Below are 16,574 nucleotides of genomic sequence, written 5' to 3'. Positions count from 1 at the left end.
TGACCCCGCCGACCTATCTCAAGCCCGGCGACACAATCGAACTGGGCATCGAGGGCCTCGGCACCCAGAAACAGACCGTCGAAAACGATCCGGATATCGGCTAGCCAGGAATTGGCCGGAGCAGACAGGGGGCAACTTGCCTGCTCCGGCCAGCAGCGACAGCCACAGGGGGCATGAGCGGGGGCTCTACCTGATTGACTGGTCGCTGAAACGACAGCGTTGCTTCAATTGCGAGGCTCGGTCGGCTCGCGCGAAGCTGGAAATGGGCGAAGGCCGCCGCAAGCAAGACAAAGACTGTGACGTGGAAATTCGAGGTCGCCAGCTGATTGTGAACCAGCCAGCATCCGACGAGGATGGCCACCACGATGGCGGCCGGCGTCAGCCAAGCCCTGTATGAAATCATGAGTCCCGCCCCTGATTGCGGCCATGCTTCAATTGCTCCGCAGTTCAATAATATCGAAACCGGGAAAATTGGCTAGTGATTTCTACTTATGCGCCAGTCATAGTAGATTGAAATCATTGGCTATTTATTGGTTCGTGGATCGAACGATCGCTGCACTTACGCTTCTGCGCTCTGCGAAAACGTTCCCATATACTGCAATTTGGACGGCCGGATTCGATTCGTCGTTCCCGACGTCAGAGTGCGACGGTGCCCGTGCCAGACGGAGCTGGGCAGTTCAGTTTGCCGGCAGGAAGGTCAGATCGGCTCGCGGCAATCGTCGCCGTGATAGCTCGATTTGTTGACCTTGCGCGAGACGCGGTAGGAGACGAGATCGCTGCCGCGGTTGTTTTCGAGCAAGGCGCTGGCAGCCTTGGCGTCGTTGGCCGGGTCGAGCCAGCCTGACCAGGCATCCGGGCTCAGAACCACAGGCATCCGGTTATGCAGATGCGCAATCCCGGGGGCGGCCGGAAGAGTAACGATGGTGCAGCTGAGGCCGAATTCTGGATGGCTCTCCCACAGGCCGGCAAAGCTGAGAGGTTCACCCTCCAGGTGAATAAAATGGGGGTCGCGACCGCCATCCTCCGCCTTGGTCCATTCGTAGTAACCTTCGGCCGGGATCAGGCAGCGCCGGGACTTGAAAGCAGACCGGAAGCTGGCTTTGCTTGCGGCGGTCTCACCACGGGCGTTGAATGTCGGGTACTTGCCGACTTCCTTGGCCCAGGACGGCACCAGCCACCAGCGCCCGATGGCAAATTCGCGGCCGTCTTCCGATTGCACGCAAAACAGTACGTCCTGGGTGGGGGCGATGTTCTGGCGCCCCAGAAGGTTGTGACCGGTCTGGGCGTCGCCGACGATCTCATAGAGGTCGTGCAATTGCTGCCAGCTCAGAACATCAGAAAACCGTCCACACATCGCCAAGACCTCGCTCAAGCAAGGGGCAGGTTAAAGCCTGGGTGCAAATTCGCGCAAGCGGGGTTCCGCCCGACGGACGGTGCCGTCGCCGCCTGCAGCCCTGGCCCAAAGCCTGCGACTCGGTGCGAAATGGAAGCGGAAATCCTGGAGGATTTGGTGGGTGTACAAGGACTCGAACCTTGGACCCGCTGATTAAGAGTCAGCTGCTCTACCAACTGAGCTATACACCCACATCGACAGGCGCCGGCGAGCCGGGCCGTCGTGTGGGGCGGCTAGTAGCAAATCAATTCCGGTCTGTCCAGCGCGCTTTGTGAACACGATGAATGCGCTCCGCTAATCTGCCCTGGAGGGCCCCGGATGGCCGGTGGCCTGCGCTAGGTGAGGGCGATAACGATCACCAGTCCAAGCACGAGACACAGGGCGATGCCGCCGATGAAAACCCATCTTTGCCAGGGCGTGCGCAAGGCAATGCGGGCCTGACGGACATCGAGCGTGCGGTGCTGGCGCGGCGTAGTGTTTTCGGGGTTGTGTCCTGTCTGTCCGGTATCGGGCATGGAAACCTCCTGACGGGGATATCTGGGGGTCAAATGCCTGGATGGCGGGGCCCGTTCCCGGATCGATTGAACAGAACAGGCAGGTCTTCTGTCGCGCGACCGGCGCAGCGGCGACCCGCCGCCGAGGCAACCGAACGCCGCGTGACGCGTTTCTCCCCACAACCACAGGGAAAGGAGCGCAACAATGAGAAATACCGATCGACGCGGCGGCCTGCACGCCGCCAGCGGGTTTCTGGCCCTTGCTCCCGAATGGCTAAGGAGACGCATCATGCCCAAAAGCAATGGACGGGACGCACCGGGACCTTCGGTCAAAAAGCCCGAGATGTATGAGGAACTTCGAGACAAAGGGATGAGCAAGGAAAAGGCTGCCCGGATCTCGAACGCCAAGGCCGCGGGCGAAAAGCCGTCCAAAAAGGGTGGCAAGGCGCCGCCTTATGAGGAATGGACCAAGGCCGATCTGTATGATCAGGCGCAAAAGATCGGGATCGACGGCCGCTCGAAGATGAACAAGAAGCAGCTCATCGCCGCGCTGCGGGACCATTAGGCGGTTTGCTCATAGATGATGGATCGCCGATGACCGCCCCCAGTGCGGCCGTCGATGCTCATCTATGCTCCGCGGATATCGGCAATACATCCTTTCCGCCTTTCGCTCTGACCGCCATGTCGGAAGGCGGCGAGCACTAACCTTGCGCAAGCTTCACCACAATTCGCTCCGGTTCAACGCGGAGACGCAGGTCGACGGTCCTTGAAGGTTGGGCATCTGCACTTCTGTCAGAGACTGCCCGATCCACCCACCAGGGAAACTGAGCGGCAGAGGCGCGCGGGCCTGTTTTTCCGTGACTGGTCTGAATCCGACGCGTCCATAGAAGCTTGGGTCGCCGTAGGTGATAGCAATCTGAATGCCTTCACATCGCAGCATCTCCAGTGCCTTTTTGAGCAGGGCTTGTCCGATGCCTTGCCCCTGGCTCTCCGGCGCGACGGCTAGTGGAGATAGCAGGAAGACGATATGCGGGTCCTCCGGGTAGGTCAGTCGCGTGAAGATTGCTGCACCAATGGGATCGCCTTCAACCTCGGCGCAAAACACGCGGATGTCCCGCGTTGGCGTATCCGCGAGCAGGTCCCGCACCAAGTCGCCAATCAGCGCGCCTTCCTTCTGTCCCTCCGAGACGGTGAAGGTCCGGGTGAAGAGTGCAATGAGCGCTTGCTTGCGTCCTGCAAAGCCGGAGGTGATTTTCAAAGTCCGCCCCTTTTCCAAGGGGGGACATACCGCCCTCGCGAGACCAGCGCAATCGCAGGGCCGGCACGGGCGCGATCACAGATCGAGGTGTTCCTGCAGGAAGGCGAGGACTTCGTTTCTGGCGGTCTCGAATTCCAGGAGGCCGTGCTCGTCGGCGATCGTGCCTTGGCGGTAGACGATTGACCGGCTTCCATTGCCGGGATCGAGGAATTCTTCGCAATCGCCCTCGGTCCACTGGTTCTGGTGCCAGGGGTCGCCCTGACCGAGCAGGGTTAATACAGGCTCGTTCTCGGGCGCGTTGATGCCGCGGTCTTCCGGCCAGGGAGTGTGGCATGTCCAGCCTTCCGAAATCCTGGCCCTGACCGTTTGGGTTTCGTCTTTGGGCTTGAAGGTCGCGGCGACGATGCCGCCTTCGCTGAACCCCATCAGCACCATGTTTTTCCCATCAACGATTGCGAGGTTCCGCGCCTTTGCGATGGCGTATCCGGCGTCATTCCGGCGGAGCCCCAGCGTGCCGCGGAACATTCCGGCCTCGAGCGTGTCCACGTCGCAGGATTGGGGGTAGGTCTCCCGCGCCAGGCTGACCGGTGCGATGACGAGAAAGCCGTTGGCAGCGAGGAACTTCATGCGTTCATGGGAGCCCGGCCAGATGCCGCTGCAGCCATGCATATAGATGATTGTGGGAAGCGTGATACCCGTATCGGCGGCTTGCTGCTCCAACTTATCTGTTGTCAGGCGCTCGGACCCGCCCATGCCATCGGGCGCCCAAACTATCGCCGCGTCCCAGGTCCGCTCGAGTTCATCCGGATCCTCCCAGTCCTGCCAGGAGAGGTCGGCAGGGGCGGAAAACTGCTTGGTGCTGTTGTGGAGATCGCGTTCCTGCGAAAGAGCAGGGGCAGTCACGGGCAAGACAAAAAGGGCCATCAGCGCTGCCCGGAGGCCGGTCATGATGCTGCGATGTGAGAGCAAGCAGGCCTCCTCTAGCGTAGCGCGTTGTTTTGACAGCGCTCCATCGTACACAGAAAGGCAAGGGGCGGAAGGTCAGCCTGAGCCCGAGATGCCAGGATGTGGCGCCGCCGATCAGCGGGCGCCGTAGGCTGCCAGAAACACCCGCACGCCTTCATGGGCGTAGCGGCGGAGGTGGGCTTCGCCCGGGATCGCATCGTCGCCCAGCAGCATGGCCCGATTGAGGGGGGCGGACATCACCAGCCAGTTGAAATGCTCGGCAGCCATGACCGGATCGTCGATGGCCAGGCGCCCTTGCGCGTCGAGTTGTTGGAACAGGTCGGCCAGAATCTTCAGGGCCCGGCCGGGACCATGTTCGTAAAGGACGCGCGCGAGTTCAGGAAAGCGGCTGACTTCGCCGATCACCAGTCGCCGCAGTTGCATGATGCGTGGTGTGACCACGATCGAGAGCTGCCGGTAGGCGTAGGCTTCGAGATAGGCGGCCAGATCGTCATTATCGCCGAGTGGATGGAAGTAGTCATGTACGGCGTCACCGGTGATATCGGTCATGCCGGTGACGATCTCGATAAAGAGCGCTTCCTTGCTGGAGAAGTGCTTGTAGACCGTCTGTTTCGAAACATGGGAGAGGGCCGCGATCTCGTCCATATTCGTGCCGAGATAGCCCGATTTCAGGAAGACCCCGGTTGCCGCCGCAAGGATCGCTTCGCGTTTGCGTGCCGAACGCGTTCCAGGGGCGGGGAGTGTGGAATCGGATTGTGTTGTCATGGCTTTTCCCGGGACCCTTATAGGCAGGCGGCAGGCATACGGGAACCGCAAAGCGCAGATTGGCGAAGCCTCGTGCGATGGATTGGCCGGAGGCGTACGATGTGGACGCCCAGCGCATGCTTGAAAAGCCGGCGCGGCTCAGCCGCGCCGTTTCCATATTTCCTGCCCGCACAACCATTGCCTGACGATCCGTCTATTGACAGAGTAGTACTGTACCGTCTAGTTCTAGCCAAAGAAACCACCTTGCGGTGTGGCAGGGAGGCTGGAGCTTCTCGATCATGATTTCGGTCGGGCCAACAAGGGTGGGCCGGTCGGTTCGGGGAAGGGGTGCCTGCGCCATCTGACCCGGCCCATCCCTCGCTTTGCGGAGAACACAATGTTTGTTCAATTTGCCGAATTGCCGGTGTTGGATCAGGCGAGAGCCAAGGCGTTCTATGTCGAAAAGCTCGGATGCGAGGTGGTGGCAGATGCGCCCATGGGACCTGACGGCTGGCACTGGGTCGAGATCGGGTTTCCCGGTGAAAGCACTCACCTCCATTTTGTCAGGCGTTCGAATGAGGATCCGTCGGAGGACCCGGTACTGGTGCTGGTGGACAGCGATGTCGAGGGCAGGGTCAGCGAGTTGCGAAACAAGGGCGTCGAGATTGTCACCGCCCCTCATGAGCCGGAATGGCAACCGGGGCGGACGGTCGCGGAATTCCGCGACAGCGAGGGCAACCGGATCATCATCGCCACGCCCTAGAGCTCGTTCATACTCAAGACCTTACTGCCTTCAATCCATACTGGAAGACCTACTCTGGTGCTGGTCGCCGCCGTTTTGCGGCGGCGGCCGGCACGCCAATCCCGGGGGCATTGCGGGTTTCGCTTTGGACAATTCAGGACATTCGACAGGACAAATGACAATGACGACGGATATTCAATCAGCCTCGATCACGGTGCCAGGCGCATCGCTCTATTATGAGCAGCGGGGGACGGGACCGGTTCTGATCCTCATTCCCGGCGGACCGCAGGATGCCGGGGTTTTTAACGGGTTGGCAGTGGCGCTTGCCCACCGTTTCACCGTGATCGCCATCGATCCGCGCGGCAATTCGCGCAGCGGTTTTACCGGTGAGGCGGAACCCCTGAGCGTCGACCGCGCCGCGGACGACATCGCGGTCTTGATCGAGACGTTGGGCGAGGGACCCGCGCGGGTGTTCGGCACCAGCGGCGGCGCGCAGATCGGGCTCAATCTTGCGGCCAGGCATCCGGACCTCGTCTCGGTGCTGGCGGCACATGAACCGCCGGCGCTCCATTTGCTGCCCGACGCGGAAGAGGCGCTCGCGGTCGACTGGGAGATCCATGAGATCTATCTGACCCAGGGCACGGATGCGGCGCTGCAGAAGTTCTTCGAGATCGCGGGCATGGACGGCGAGGGCGAGGAGGCCGGTCCGCCACCGGGCGAGATGAGCGAGGAGGATATGGCGAGCTTTGCCCGCACCGAGGCAAACATGCCTTATTTCTTCGAGCACGGGATGAAGCCGCTGTCCGAATATGAGCCCGATATTGCGGCCCTTCTGGCAACTGACACAAGGATAGTGGTGCTGGTCGGCGAGATGAGTGAGGGTGATATCGCCCATCGCAGCGGGGTGGCACTGGCGGAGGCGCTCGGGCAGGATACCGTGAGCGTACCCGGTGATCATGTCGGTTTCACATTCATGGCCGAGGATTTCGCCAACAAGCTGGCCGGGGTGCTCTAGCACCCGAACAGAGGGAGGGGGCTATGCCGGAAACCGACCCCATGAAGTTCTGCTGCGCTTGCGGGGGCGTCGAGATGGTGGCGCGGGGCAAGCCGATCGCTGTGACCGCCTGCTGCTGCGATGATTGCCAGGCAGGCAGCAAGGCTATCGAGGCTTTGCCAGGTGCCGCTCCCATCCTGCAAAGCGACGGGGGCACGCCCTATATCCTGTGCCGCAAGGACCGGGTGAGCGTCGTCCGCGGCCAAGAGCTGATCGAAGGACGCAAGCTGAAGCCCAATTCACCGACCACGCGGTATCATGCGTCATGCTGCAATACCGGGCTCTATACGGATTTCGGACCGGGGCACTGGTATTCGATGTTCGCCACCGCGCTGGTGGGGAAGCCGCCGCCCATCGAGATGCGTGTGCAGACCAAACACCGGCCGGACGGGGCGGTGTCGCCCGATGACGCGCCAATAGCGCCGGGCTACCCGATCAGCTTCATGTTTCGGTTGCTGGGTGCCCGCGCGGCGATGCTGTTCGGGCGTTAGCGGCGTCGCGCGGTCTGGAAGACCGGGGTGCCAGCGGCCACGGTGGCCATAACCTCGGGAGATGCGGTCATATCCGCGCCGGCATCGACAAGCACCAGATCGGCGCGGAGGCCCTTTTCGATCCGCCCGCGATCCGTGAATCCCAGCGCCTCGGCGGGATGGGCCGAGACCAGTTCCCAAGCTTTTTCGAGTGGCAGAACCCCGTCGCGCGCCAGCCGGAAGGCGGCATGCAGAGGGGCTGGGTAGTAATAGTCGGTCGAAAGGACGCTACACAGGCCGGCGGAGATCATATCGCTGGCCGAGGGGTTTGTAGCCTTGTGGCTGCGGCCGCGCAGGGCGTTGGGGGCGCCCATGACAACGTGTTCGCCATGCTCGCGGGCGTTGGCGGCGACGTCGCGGGTGAGCGGGAATTCGGCGATGCGGGCACCAAGTGCGCGATAATGGGCGCGTGTTTCGAGATCGGGATCGTCATGGCTCAGCAGCGCGACGCCGGCCCTGTTCGCTGCATCGGCGAGGATGCTGACCGTCTGATCGATGCGACTGGCGCTCTTACGCACCTCGCTGAGCAATGCCTTGAAAACGTCGAGGTCGACACCGGTGCGCGCCGGGTAGAGGTCGGCACGCTCGGGGATGGCCATATCCTTTTCGGTGGCTTCGAGGTGGTCGTTAAAGGCGAGGACGCGCACGGTACCGTCTTCGATTAGCGGCAAGGCGGTGCCGACCCCGTCATGGGTGTGGATTTCGAAGCGCAGATGGATGTGCGTGTCGCAACGCAGTCGAGGCTTGAGATCGCGCAAGGCCCTTGCCATGGCGGCGAAACTCTCGGTGCCGCGAAGGCCAGGCTCCCAGGAACAGGTCAGCCCGTGCAGGGCCGTTGTGATGCCAAAAGCCGTCATCAACCGGTCGGCTTCATCGAAGCCGAGTTCGGGCGCAAACCGGACGCCCGGCCGCGGGTTGAGGGACCGCTCGAACGCGTCGCCATGCAGATCGACGATGCCGGGCAGGAGCAGGCAACCGTGTCCGTCGATGCGCTCACCTTGTCGTGCGCCTTCGCTCCCGGTGATTTCTGTGATCAGGCCGTCCTCGATCCGCACGACGCCGTCCTCGAAGCCGCTTTCAGTGAGGATGCGCGCACCGGTGATTGTCAGCGTGGGCGAGGCGGATGAGGTGTCGTGCGGGGACATGTCGGCGCCTGACAATGAGGGCGGGGAGGGAGCCTCCTACAGTTCTTTCATGTCAGGCCCTTAACGGCTGGGCAAGCGTGGGGTGGTTTTGATTTCGTGTCGGGAATGAGGTCCCGGTTCGTCCCTCGCCTCACGCCGGCGGGCTGGCCGGGACAGCGCGATGTGTGGAGCGTTGCCGCCTCCCCCAACTTCGTCACCCTCGGGCTTGACCCGAGGGTCCATGCAGAATTCCGGCGGTTTGCAGCGGTCAAGGATTATCACGACCGCTTTCCGCATTTCGTCTCATCGTGGATTCTCGGGTCAAGCCCGAGAATGACGATGAGGTTCGGGCAAATGCCTCCTGAACGTACCGACGCCTCGCCCTCGTCCTTCGACAAGCTCAGAATGAGGGCGGTGGTCGATGAAGCCGTTTCGCTTCAGTTCACCCCGGTGATCATGGCAACGATCTCGTTCTTGTCGGTCTTGGCCGTCTCGCGAATGCCGATCTGCTGGCCGCGGCGCAGCACGCAGATGCGATCCGACAGGCGGAAGACCTGATCGAGACTGTGCGAGATGATGAGGATCGCCACATTGCGCTCCTTGAGCGCGGCGATCTGCTTTTCCACCTTGGCGGTCTCGGCGACACCGAGCGCGGCGGTGGGCTCGTCGAGCAGGATCAATTGCTTGGCCCAGTGGGTGGCCCGTGCGATGGCAATGCCCTGGCGCTGACCGCCAGAGAGATCGCGGATGGTCGCCTTGGCGGAGGGGATGCGCACATCGAGGTCCTCGACGAGCTGCTGGGCTTCCTTGACCATCGAGCGGCGGTCGAGGAGGGGCAGGCCCTTCATCAGCTTCTCGCGGCCAAGGAAGAGGTTCATATAGACCGGCTGCTGATCGGCGAGGGCGAGGTCCTGATAGACGACCTCGATGCCGCGAGCGCGAGCCTCGGAGGCGTCGGTGAAGCTGACGGTCTCACCCGACAGGCGGATGGCGCCGTCGGTGGGCTGATAGACGCCCGAGATCATCTTGATCAGCGTCGATTTGCCAGCACCGTTGTCGCCCACAAGGGCGACGATCTCGCCGGGATGCAGGTCGAGGGAGAAATCCTCGACCGCGACGACACCGCCGAACTGTTTGCGGATATGGGAAAGCTCAAGAAGCGGTTGGGTTTCCATTGTCGTGCTCCTTGTTGCGCTCAAAGCGGCCAGGCGACCGCGTCGCCAAAGCCGTTTTCGATGGAATGGACCTGGGGGTTGCCCGAGGAAATACCCGAGATGCCGACTGTCAGGGCGCGGGTGACGAAAGCCTGTCCCCGGAACCCGAAGACGACGCTGTCGCCGATTTTCGGCTTTACCGGGCCGGAGGTGTCGATCATGCCGTAATAGTCGATGGCGCTCGGGGGCGGGATTTCAACGCTCGCCAGCGCATCGGTGTTGGGCTCGGACCCAATGACGGCCTTGACGTCATAGGAAGGGAAAACGGGGTCGATATAGAGACCGCCGCCAAAGCAATAGGCCCGGCCGCCATGCTCGTGGGAGACCTCGGAGACATAGGCGACGGCGGGGCGCTCGGGCAGGTCTTCAAGGGCGTGCAGGGGCGTTGTGCCATGCAGGCCATTGCCCGGTTCGCACTGGGTGGCGCCGGCTTCGGCCAGCGCGCCCAGCACCACCGAAGAGGTGGTGCCCGGGGCGTTGATCTCGATGTCGGTCCGGCCCGCCTGCGCCAGGGCTTCGGCAGCGCGTTTGAGGGTCGAAAGGTTCGGGGTAGGTTTCACCTTGCCGGTCTCCTGATCGAACAGGAGGGCGGGGAAGGTGGTGATGCCTGCGAAACGGGCGCCGTCGAGGCTGTCCATCATCTCGGCGACGGCAACGATGTCCTCGGCGGCAAACCCGCCTTCATGGCCGCGATAGAAGGTGTCGCCTTCAGTCTGAATGCGGGCGAGCAGGTTCTGTTCGCGCCCCACGCGATAGGAGGCTTCTGCGGCCTCGCGGGCCTTCTGCTCATTGAAAACCGTCCAGTAGTCGGGAGCGAGTACGCGGGCAGCGCCGGGCGCCTCGTATTTCGGGATCTGGACGAGGTGACCGAGATGACCGACGCGCAGACCGGCATTGTTGCAGGCGATGGCGCAGGCCATGTCGACGGCGACGGCGCGGTCGATGCCGCCGGCCATGACGGCCTTGCAGAAATCGGAGTTGCGGCCGACCTGCTTGGTCATGGCGAAGGTCTTGAGGCCGTGCTTGTCGGCTTCGGCCTTGAAGACCTTGGCGTTTTCGGTGACCGCGTCGAGGTCGATCGCGTAGCAATTAGCCGGGATGCGGCCTGCCTGATGCAGGGCGATCGAGGCTTCGATCAGGCCCGGATTACGGCGGCGGAGAACATCGAGAAACATGGTTCGCGCTCCCTTCGATCAGTGGTTGGTATCGCGCAGGGACACGGCCACCGCGACGAGGATGATGATACCCCGGACGATCATCTGATCGGAGACCGAAAGGCCCTGAAGGATAAGCCCGTTATTGAGCATGCCCATGAGCAGCGAGCCGACCAGCGCACCGATGACGGTGCCCTTGCCGCCCGACAGGAGTGTGCCGCCGACGATCACCGCGGCGATCACGGTCATCAGATCGGTCTCGCCAAGGGTGTATTTGGCGGCCTGCAGGCGGCCCGCATAAAGGAGCCCGGCAAGGCCGGCGCAGACGCCGGAAAGGGCGAGAACGGCGACACGGATGCGCGGCACCTTGATACCGGAGACCTGGGCAGCGCGGGCGTTGTCGCCGGTGGCCAGCACATGCGCGCCGAAGCGGGTCTCACGGTAGATATAGTGCCCGACGATCACCGCGCCGAACGACCACCACACAAGGGAGGGGACGCCGAGGAAGGAGCCGGCACCGAAGAAGCCGGTAAAACCGGAATCGATGACGGGGATGGAGCGCAGATTGGTGAGCGTGCGGGCAACCCCGGCGAACAAACCCATTGTCGCAAGGGTAACCAGGAATGAGGGGAGGCGGAGATAGGCGACCAGCACCCCGTTGAACAGCCCGATGGCGAGGCCGACCCCGAGCCCGGCGGCGATGCCCAGGAACATATTGTATTCCTGCATGACAACGGCAGCGGAGAGGGCGGCGACAGCGACGATCGAGCCGAAGGAGAGGTCGATCTCGCGCGCCGAGAGGACGAAGACCAGGCCGATGGCCATGATCGTGGCGGGCGCGGTCTGCAGCACGATGTTGGTCAGGTTGCGCTGGGTCAGAAACCCGTCATCGTGCAGGGTGACTGCGAAATAGAGGAAGATCAGCAGGAAGCCGACATAGACCACATATTGCTGCAGGTCGAAGCGGGCGAAGATTTTTTTCACTTGTTCCATCGGTCTTGTCCGGCGTTTTGGCGATTGGGCCTTTGTGAGGTGCCGACCCGGCAGGGCTCCGGGCCGGCGAGGTTCGCCGCGTCGTTTACTGCGCGGCGCTCATGACTGATTCAGGAGGCTGATGGCTGAGGGACTTCTCCCAGCCTTCAACGATGTTGTCCGGCGTGATCGCCAGTGCATCGACCACCAGGAACGGATCGACCGAACGATCGAGCAGGCTGGCTGCAGCGGCGCGGGCCGCATAGACGCCGATCGCATAGGCTTCGTCAGCAATGATCGCTGCGGTATTGCCGCCATTGAGCATGTCGAGCGCGACCGGCTCGTTGAGGTCGATGGTGATCACCTTGGTGTCGGTGTTGCCCTGCTGGCGCAGGACCGAGAGCACGCCAAGGGCAGGTTCGGCCCAAGGGGTGTAGATGCCGCCGAGATCGGGATTGCGCGAAAGCATGGCGCGGGCGATGTCCTCGGCATTGGCCGGATCGGTCATGCCGGATTCAACAACGATCTCCATGTTCGGATAGTCCTGCTCGATGGTCGCCTTGAATGCCTGATCGCGCTGGTTGGTGACCGGGAAATCGGCGTCGTGGAACATGTAGCCGACAGTGCCTTCCTCTCCCATCGCGGCGGCGAGGGCGTTGGCGGCCTTCGAACCGATCTGGAACAGGTCGGCGGAGACGACGGTCACATAGTCCTCGCCATGGGTGAAGCCGTTCACCGCATTGTCGATGAAGACCAGCTTCACGCCGGCATCGCGGGCGATGCCGTAGACATTGGCGGCAGTCGGCGGGTCGATCGGCAGTGACACGATGATCGAGGGGTTCTGGGCCATGACGGTTTCGACATCGGCCTTTTGACGGGCTGTGTCGAAGCCGGCGTCGGTTTCGGCCACCACCTCGATGCCGAGGCGTTCGAACTCGTCCTTGGCGCCCTGGGCGACGGCACCGGACCAGTCATAAAGTTCGTGCCAGACCAGGGCCGCGGTGTAGCCGCCTTCGGCGACCTTTGCGACTTCGGCGTCCGACAGGGTCAGTTCAGCGACCGGGGTCGGCGTTTCGCCATTGGGGCCGACCGTTGCGCCGTCGGCAGCGAGTGCCGGGGCGGTCAACAGGGCAGCGGTTGAAATCGCTGCGGCAAAAACAAGACTTCTCATGTTATCCTCCTGATGGAACAGGGCATTCGCGTGCCCTTGTTTCGCGGGTCACGCACCGGAGTCCGGCATGCAAATTCGGCTCCGGTGCGCGACCTTCCGGGGTTTTCCCGGTTATTGCTTTTGGAACGCTTAGTTCGCGTTCAGGACGCTTTCGGGCGCCTCGCGGTGAAGCGAGGTCATCCAGCCTTCAGCCACATTGTCCGCGTTCACGGTGACCGCAGGGGCCACGATGAAGGCCGGGGTGTCTTCGCCCAGAAGGGCGAGAGCGCCGGTTGCGGCCATGGCGCGGCCAAGCTCATAGGCCTCGTCAGCCACGATCGCGGTGACGTTGCCGCCATTGACCATGTCGAGCGCGATCGGCTCGGAAAGGTCGAGGGTCACGATCTTGGTGTCGGTGTTGCCGTTCTGGCGCAGCGCGGCCAGCACGCCTTCTGCCGGACCGGCCCAGGTGACGTAGACACCACCGAGATCCGGGTTCCGCAGCAGCATGGCGTTTGCGATTTCCTCCGCACGGGCGGGGTCGGCAATGCCTTCCTCGGCGACGATTTCCATGTTCGGATAATCGTTCTCGATGGTGGTCTTGAACGCATTATCGCGCTGGTTGGTCACGTAATAGGTGGCGTCGTGATAGATCCAGGCAACCTTGCCGGTTTCGCCCATCGCAGCGGCGAGTGCGTCGGCGGCCTGCTTGCCCATCTGGAACAGATCGTCGGTGACGATGGCGGCGTAGTCCTCACCATGCACATAGTCGGCAGGCAGGTTGGAGAGGAAAACGAGCTTGACGCCGAGGTCCTTGGCTTCGGCAAAAGCGGCAGCCGAAGTCACGGGATCGAGCGGCAGCGACAGGATGATCGAAGGCTCACGCACGAGCGCGGTCTCGATATCCGAACGCTGCTTTGCCGCGTCGAACGCGGCGTTGGCGGTGGCGACGACTTCGATGCCGAGGCGTTCGAATTCATCGGTTGCGCCGGCGGTGACCGCGTTCACGAAATCGGACTGGTCGTGCCAGAGCAGGGCAGCGGTGTGGCCGCCGGCCCGAAGCTCTTCAGCCTGGGCGTCGGACACGGTGACTTCGGCGGTCGGGGTTGCCGTTTCGCCGTTCGGCCCGGTCGTCTGGGCCATGGCTGCAGGGGTGAGCCCCAGCAGCGTTGCGGCAGAGAGAGCCGCAAGAGTTGTACGAAGTGCCATGGTTCTGTCTCCCTTTGTCGTCGTCTTCAAATCACCGCTCCTGATTGCAGAAGGCGATGATGAACCGGGCGAAGGCGACGATCCCCGCCCAGTATTCCTCCACATCGACGTGTTCTTCGGTGGTGTGTGCGTTGCGGATGTCGCCCGGCGCGCAGTAAACGGCAGGGACATCGAGCCCGTTCACGAAGAACGGGGCTTCTGACCAATAGGGGGCGCCTTCAATGGCGCCGCGCCCTTCAAACGAGTCTTCGGCGGCCGCGCTGAGGAGTTGCACTGCAGGCAGGGCGGTGTCGATACCGCAGGGCGAGCCGCCGAAGCGATGGTCGCGACCTGCCGGATAGGCGATCTCGACCGTGATTTCGGGATTGGTACTGGCTCGCTCGATCACCGCTTCTATTTCGGCCACCGCCTCATCGAGGCTTTCGCCGGGCAGAAGCTTGCGAATGAACGAGAATTTGGCTTCGCCGGGCACCGCGATGTAGCCGCCTGCATTGATGCCGGTGGGCAGCAGGAAGGACCGGCCTACAAGTCCGTGCACGGCGCGGGCATTGATGTCATCCGAATGAGCGTAGAGCGCTGTCAGGATCAAATTCGCTGCCTTGAGCGCGTCGTGACCCTGTTCGGGGAAGCCGAAATAGACCGATTTGCCTTTCACCGTGACGTCGGCGATGAAGAAGCCCATCTGCGCGGCATAGACATTGAGCCGGGTCGGTTCGACATAGACCGCGAAATCCGGTCCGGCGACGGCGCCGGATTTGATCTGATCGGCATAGTGCTTGACCCCGGCGCTGACGCCGGAGCCTTCCTGACCGCTTTCCTCGTCGCCGACAAAGGCGAAGGAGAGGTTGCCCTTGAGCGCTATGCCGGCGGCATCGATCAGCGACAGGGCGGCGAGGGCGGCGCAGATGCCGGCCTTGAGGTCACACGCGCCACGGCCCCAGACGGCGCCGTCAACGAGTTCGCCGCAGAACGGGCTTTCACGGTCGGTGCCTTCCCAGCGTTCCTTCCAGCCATCGACGCGCACAGTGTCGGTGTGGCCGATGAAAAGAAGGTTTTGGCCGCCGCCCGAGCCCTTGCGTGTGCCCCAGACATTGGAGCGGCCGGGGGCGAATTCGGCGGTTTCGATGTCGGCGATGTCGCGCTTTTCCATCTCGGTGCCGAGATAGGCGGCGAAGCCAGCCTCATCGCCTGTGATGGACGGCGTGCGGATCGCGCCCTGCAAAAGGGCGAGAGCGGTGTCGCGGTCGAGATGGGGTGTCAGGTCGGCGGCGGAAACGGTGCTCATTGGGCGGCCTCGCTGAGGTTGACGGTCCTGCCCGAGGGCAGGGCGATGGTGCCGGCAGGGGCCTCGGCGCCGAACAGGGCATTACGCAACTGGGTGAGACCGATGGCGGCGGCTCCGATCAGGGAGGCGCTGTGACCCAAGGCCGAGCGTTCGACCGTGATCGGGCGGGAGAAGCCGGCGGGCAGGAGGGCGCGGACGCGCTCGACCAGTTCACTGCGTTCGCCGATCGAGCCACCGAGAATGACCTTTTCGGGGTTGGCGACGGCACAGACAGCACAGACCGCTCGGGCGAGATATTTCGCGGTTTCGTCGAGTACGGTGAGGGCATTCTGGTCGCCCTGTTCGGCGCGGTCGAAGATCTCGGGAACCTCGACGGCATCGCCGCTCAGTTCGCGGTAGCGGTTCTTCATGCCGACGGTGGCCACCACGCGTTCGAGGGCGCCGGCCTTCTTGCTTTCCGCTTCGAAGGGATCCGCCCCAAAGGGGAGGAAGCCCAGCTCGCCAGCCGAATTGGCGGCGCCGCGGATCAGTTCGCCATTGAGGATGAGCCCGCCACCGATACCCGTGCCGAGCGCGATGAAGGCAAGGTTCGATGCGCCCTGTCCGAGACCGAGCCAGTTCTCGCCGAGAACGGCCAGGTTGACGTCGTTTTCGAGCACGACATCGACACCGAGGGAGGTGCGGATGGCGCCGGCAAAATCAATGGTGTCGATGCCGCCGATATTGGGGGACATCTGGATGCTGCCGGTTTCCGTTTCCGGTACGCCCGGCGCGCCGACAACGGCGAGGGCGAGTTTGTCGAGGGGGATGGATTCGTCTTCGGCAACCTGCCGGCAAAGACGGGCGATCTGTTCTGCCACCGCGACGCCGCCCTTGGGATCGGTCGGCTCGACGCGTTCGCCATGGATCGAGCAGGCGAGGTCGGCGATCACGGCCCGGACCTTGGTGCCCCCGAGGTCGACCGCCGCGATATAGGCGGCTTCCGGCACGATCTCGTAATTGACGGCGCTGCGCCCGACATGGCCGCTGGTCCGCCCGGTCTCACGCACCCAGCCCGCATCTTCGAGCCCGCCGACGATCTCGGAAACCGTCTGCTTGGATAGTCCCGTCGACTTGGCGATGGCGGCGCGGGAGATGGGACCATCATTCATGATGGCCTCCATCACCGCGCGCTGGGAGAACTGGCGTGAAATCTGACTGGCTGACGGCATTTTCGCTCTTAATTAATTCGTTCCCTTACCGAACTAATAGATGCGGAAAGTACTAGGGTCAATCGGTTTTGGGC

17 protein-coding genes and 1 tRNA gene are annotated in these 16,574 nt (G+C 62.9%); 4 read left to right on the top strand and 14 right to left on the bottom strand.

Translation table 11 applies throughout. The features are described 5' to 3' along the window. Positions 1 to 697 precede the first annotated feature (697 nt). From G489_RS0107120 to G489_RS19485, 3 genes are all read right to left on the bottom strand, one after another. Positions 698 to 1,354: an SOS response-associated peptidase gene (locus tag G489_RS0107120; RefSeq protein WP_029040959.1), complete on the bottom strand. Its 657-nt coding sequence runs from the start codon at positions 1,352 to 1,354 to the stop codon at positions 698 to 700. Between the two features lie 154 nt (positions 1,355 to 1,508). Then, a tRNA-Lys gene (locus G489_RS0107115) sits at positions 1,509 to 1,584 on the bottom strand. A 144-nt stretch (positions 1,585 to 1,728) separates the two neighbouring features. Beyond that, a complete protein-coding gene (locus G489_RS19485) occupies positions 1,729 to 1,908 on the bottom strand; it encodes a hypothetical protein (protein WP_035871848.1) in 180 nt (59 codons plus the stop codon). 184 nt (positions 1,909 to 2,092) lie between these two features. Here G489_RS19485 and G489_RS0107105 point away from each other — a divergent pair, with 184 nt between their 5' ends. Continuing rightward, on the top strand, positions 2,093 to 2,452 hold the full coding sequence (locus G489_RS0107105; RefSeq protein ID WP_245578836.1) for a Rho termination factor N-terminal domain-containing protein: 360 nt from the start codon (positions 2,093 to 2,095) through the stop codon (positions 2,450 to 2,452). A gap of 153 nt (positions 2,453 to 2,605) precedes the next feature. Here G489_RS0107105 and G489_RS0107100 read toward each other — a convergent pair whose 3' ends face one another. The 3 genes from G489_RS0107100 to G489_RS0107090 all read right to left on the bottom strand — a co-directional run bounded on the left by G489_RS0107100 (position 2,606) and on the right by G489_RS0107090 (position 4,876). Next, positions 2,606 to 3,145 carry a GNAT family N-acetyltransferase gene (locus G489_RS0107100; RefSeq protein ID WP_051332398.1) on the bottom strand — a complete coding sequence of 180 codons (540 nt, stop codon included), beginning with the start codon at positions 3,143 to 3,145 and terminating at the stop codon, positions 2,606 to 2,608. 75 nt (positions 3,146 to 3,220) lie between these two features. Continuing rightward, positions 3,221 to 4,114 (bottom strand): dienelactone hydrolase family protein, encoded by an 894-nt coding sequence (locus G489_RS0107095; RefSeq protein ID WP_155889333.1) that lies wholly within the window; start codon positions 4,112 to 4,114, stop codon positions 3,221 to 3,223. 111 nt (positions 4,115 to 4,225) lie between these two features. After that, positions 4,226 to 4,876 (bottom strand): TetR/AcrR family transcriptional regulator, encoded by a 651-nt coding sequence (locus G489_RS0107090; RefSeq protein ID WP_029040955.1) that lies wholly within the window; start codon positions 4,874 to 4,876, stop codon positions 4,226 to 4,228. 376 nt (positions 4,877 to 5,252) lie between these two features. Between G489_RS0107090 and G489_RS0107080 the strand changes: the two genes are divergently transcribed. The 3 genes from G489_RS0107080 to G489_RS0107070 all read left to right on the top strand — a co-directional run bounded on the left by G489_RS0107080 (position 5,253) and on the right by G489_RS0107070 (position 7,142). Beyond that, positions 5,253 to 5,618 carry a VOC family protein gene (locus G489_RS0107080; RefSeq protein WP_029040954.1) on the top strand — a complete coding sequence of 122 codons (366 nt, stop codon included), beginning with the start codon at positions 5,253 to 5,255 and terminating at the stop codon, positions 5,616 to 5,618. A gap of 160 nt (positions 5,619 to 5,778) precedes the next feature. Further along, positions 5,779 to 6,612: an alpha/beta fold hydrolase gene (locus G489_RS19480; protein WP_210162588.1), complete on the top strand. Its 834-nt coding sequence runs from the start codon at positions 5,779 to 5,781 to the stop codon at positions 6,610 to 6,612. A 23-nt stretch (positions 6,613 to 6,635) separates the two neighbouring features. After that, positions 6,636 to 7,142 (top strand): GFA family protein, encoded by a 507-nt coding sequence (locus tag G489_RS0107070; RefSeq protein ID WP_035871842.1) that lies wholly within the window; start codon positions 6,636 to 6,638, stop codon positions 7,140 to 7,142. Here G489_RS0107070 and G489_RS19475 read toward each other — a convergent pair. The 8 genes from G489_RS19475 to G489_RS0107030 form a co-directional block, all read right to left on the bottom strand. Then, positions 7,139 to 8,326: an alpha-D-ribose 1-methylphosphonate 5-triphosphate diphosphatase gene (locus G489_RS19475; RefSeq protein WP_051332392.1), complete on the bottom strand. Its 1,188-nt coding sequence runs from the start codon at positions 8,324 to 8,326 to the stop codon at positions 7,139 to 7,141. The genes G489_RS0107070 and G489_RS19475 overlap by 4 nt on opposite strands. 416 nt (positions 8,327 to 8,742) lie before the next feature. Beyond that, positions 8,743 to 9,480, bottom strand: a complete 738-nt coding sequence (locus G489_RS0107060) for an ATP-binding cassette domain-containing protein (RefSeq protein WP_029040952.1) — start codon at positions 9,478 to 9,480, stop codon at positions 8,743 to 8,745. Between the two features lie 20 nt (positions 9,481 to 9,500). Next, entirely contained in the window at positions 9,501 to 10,694 is a 1,194-nt protein-coding gene (locus G489_RS0107055; RefSeq protein WP_029040951.1) for an alanine racemase, read from the bottom strand. A gap of 18 nt (positions 10,695 to 10,712) precedes the next feature. Beyond that, a complete protein-coding gene (locus G489_RS0107050; protein WP_029040950.1) occupies positions 10,713 to 11,666 on the bottom strand; it encodes an ABC transporter permease in 954 nt (317 codons plus the stop codon). 85 nt (positions 11,667 to 11,751) lie between these two features. Further along, positions 11,752 to 12,816: a substrate-binding domain-containing protein gene (locus G489_RS0107045; RefSeq protein WP_029040949.1), complete on the bottom strand. Its 1,065-nt coding sequence runs from the start codon at positions 12,814 to 12,816 to the stop codon at positions 11,752 to 11,754. 129 nt (positions 12,817 to 12,945) lie between these two features. Continuing rightward, positions 12,946 to 14,004 carry a substrate-binding domain-containing protein gene (locus G489_RS0107040; RefSeq protein WP_029040948.1) on the bottom strand — a complete coding sequence of 353 codons (1,059 nt, stop codon included), beginning with the start codon at positions 14,002 to 14,004 and terminating at the stop codon, positions 12,946 to 12,948. Positions 14,005 to 14,035: 31 nt separating this feature from the next. After that, entirely contained in the window at positions 14,036 to 15,289 is a 1,254-nt protein-coding gene (locus G489_RS0107035; RefSeq protein ID WP_029040947.1) for a M20 family metallopeptidase, read from the bottom strand. After that, positions 15,286 to 16,500 carry an ROK family transcriptional regulator gene (locus tag G489_RS0107030; RefSeq protein ID WP_029040946.1) on the bottom strand — a complete coding sequence of 405 codons (1,215 nt, stop codon included), beginning with the start codon at positions 16,498 to 16,500 and terminating at the stop codon, positions 15,286 to 15,288. Before G489_RS0107030 ends, G489_RS0107035 begins: the two co-directional genes overlap by 4 nt. Between the last annotated feature and the right edge of the window lie 74 nt (positions 16,501 to 16,574).

Origin of the sequence: Cucumibacter marinus DSM 18995 (assembly GCF_000429865.1) — a bacterium.
GTDB lineage: Bacteria > Pseudomonadota > Alphaproteobacteria > Rhizobiales > Devosiaceae > Cucumibacter > Cucumibacter marinus.
The sequence above is the reverse complement of the archived record's forward strand: the minus strand, read 5'-3'. Positions and strand labels throughout refer to the sequence as shown.

Coding starts and splice junctions, on each gene's coding strand:
- G489_RS0107120 (WP_029040959.1), bottom strand. CDS start 1,354: ATGTGTGGACGGTTTTCTGATGTTCTGAGCTGGCAGCAATTGCACGAC.
- G489_RS19485 (WP_035871848.1), bottom strand. CDS start 1,908: ATGCCCGATACCGGACAGACAGGACACAACCCCGAAAACACTACGCCG.
- G489_RS0107105 (WP_245578836.1), top strand. CDS start 2,093: ATGAGAAATACCGATCGACGCGGCGGCCTGCACGCCGCCAGCGGGTTT.
- G489_RS0107090 (WP_029040955.1), bottom strand. CDS start 4,876: ATGACAACACAATCCGATTCCACACTCCCCGCCCCTGGAACGCGTTCG.
- G489_RS0107080 (WP_029040954.1), top strand. CDS start 5,253: ATGTTTGTTCAATTTGCCGAATTGCCGGTGTTGGATCAGGCGAGAGCC.
- G489_RS19480 (WP_210162588.1), top strand. CDS start 5,779: ATGACGACGGATATTCAATCAGCCTCGATCACGGTGCCAGGCGCATCG.
- G489_RS0107070 (WP_035871842.1), top strand. CDS start 6,636: ATGCCGGAAACCGACCCCATGAAGTTCTGCTGCGCTTGCGGGGGCGTC.
- G489_RS19475 (WP_051332392.1), bottom strand. CDS start 8,326: ATGTCCCCGCACGACACCTCATCCGCCTCGCCCACGCTGACAATCACC.
- G489_RS0107060 (WP_029040952.1), bottom strand. CDS start 9,480: ATGGAAACCCAACCGCTTCTTGAGCTTTCCCATATCCGCAAACAGTTC.
- G489_RS0107055 (WP_029040951.1), bottom strand. CDS start 10,694: ATGTTTCTCGATGTTCTCCGCCGCCGTAATCCGGGCCTGATCGAAGCC.
- G489_RS0107050 (WP_029040950.1), bottom strand. CDS start 11,666: ATGGAACAAGTGAAAAAAATCTTCGCCCGCTTCGACCTGCAGCAATAT.
- G489_RS0107045 (WP_029040949.1), bottom strand. CDS start 12,816: ATGAGAAGTCTTGTTTTTGCCGCAGCGATTTCAACCGCTGCCCTGTTG.
- G489_RS0107040 (WP_029040948.1), bottom strand. CDS start 14,004: ATGGCACTTCGTACAACTCTTGCGGCTCTCTCTGCCGCAACGCTGCTG.
- G489_RS0107035 (WP_029040947.1), bottom strand. CDS start 15,289: ATGAGCACCGTTTCCGCCGCCGACCTGACACCCCATCTCGACCGCGAC.
- G489_RS0107030 (WP_029040946.1), bottom strand. CDS start 16,500: ATGCCGTCAGCCAGTCAGATTTCACGCCAGTTCTCCCAGCGCGCGGTG.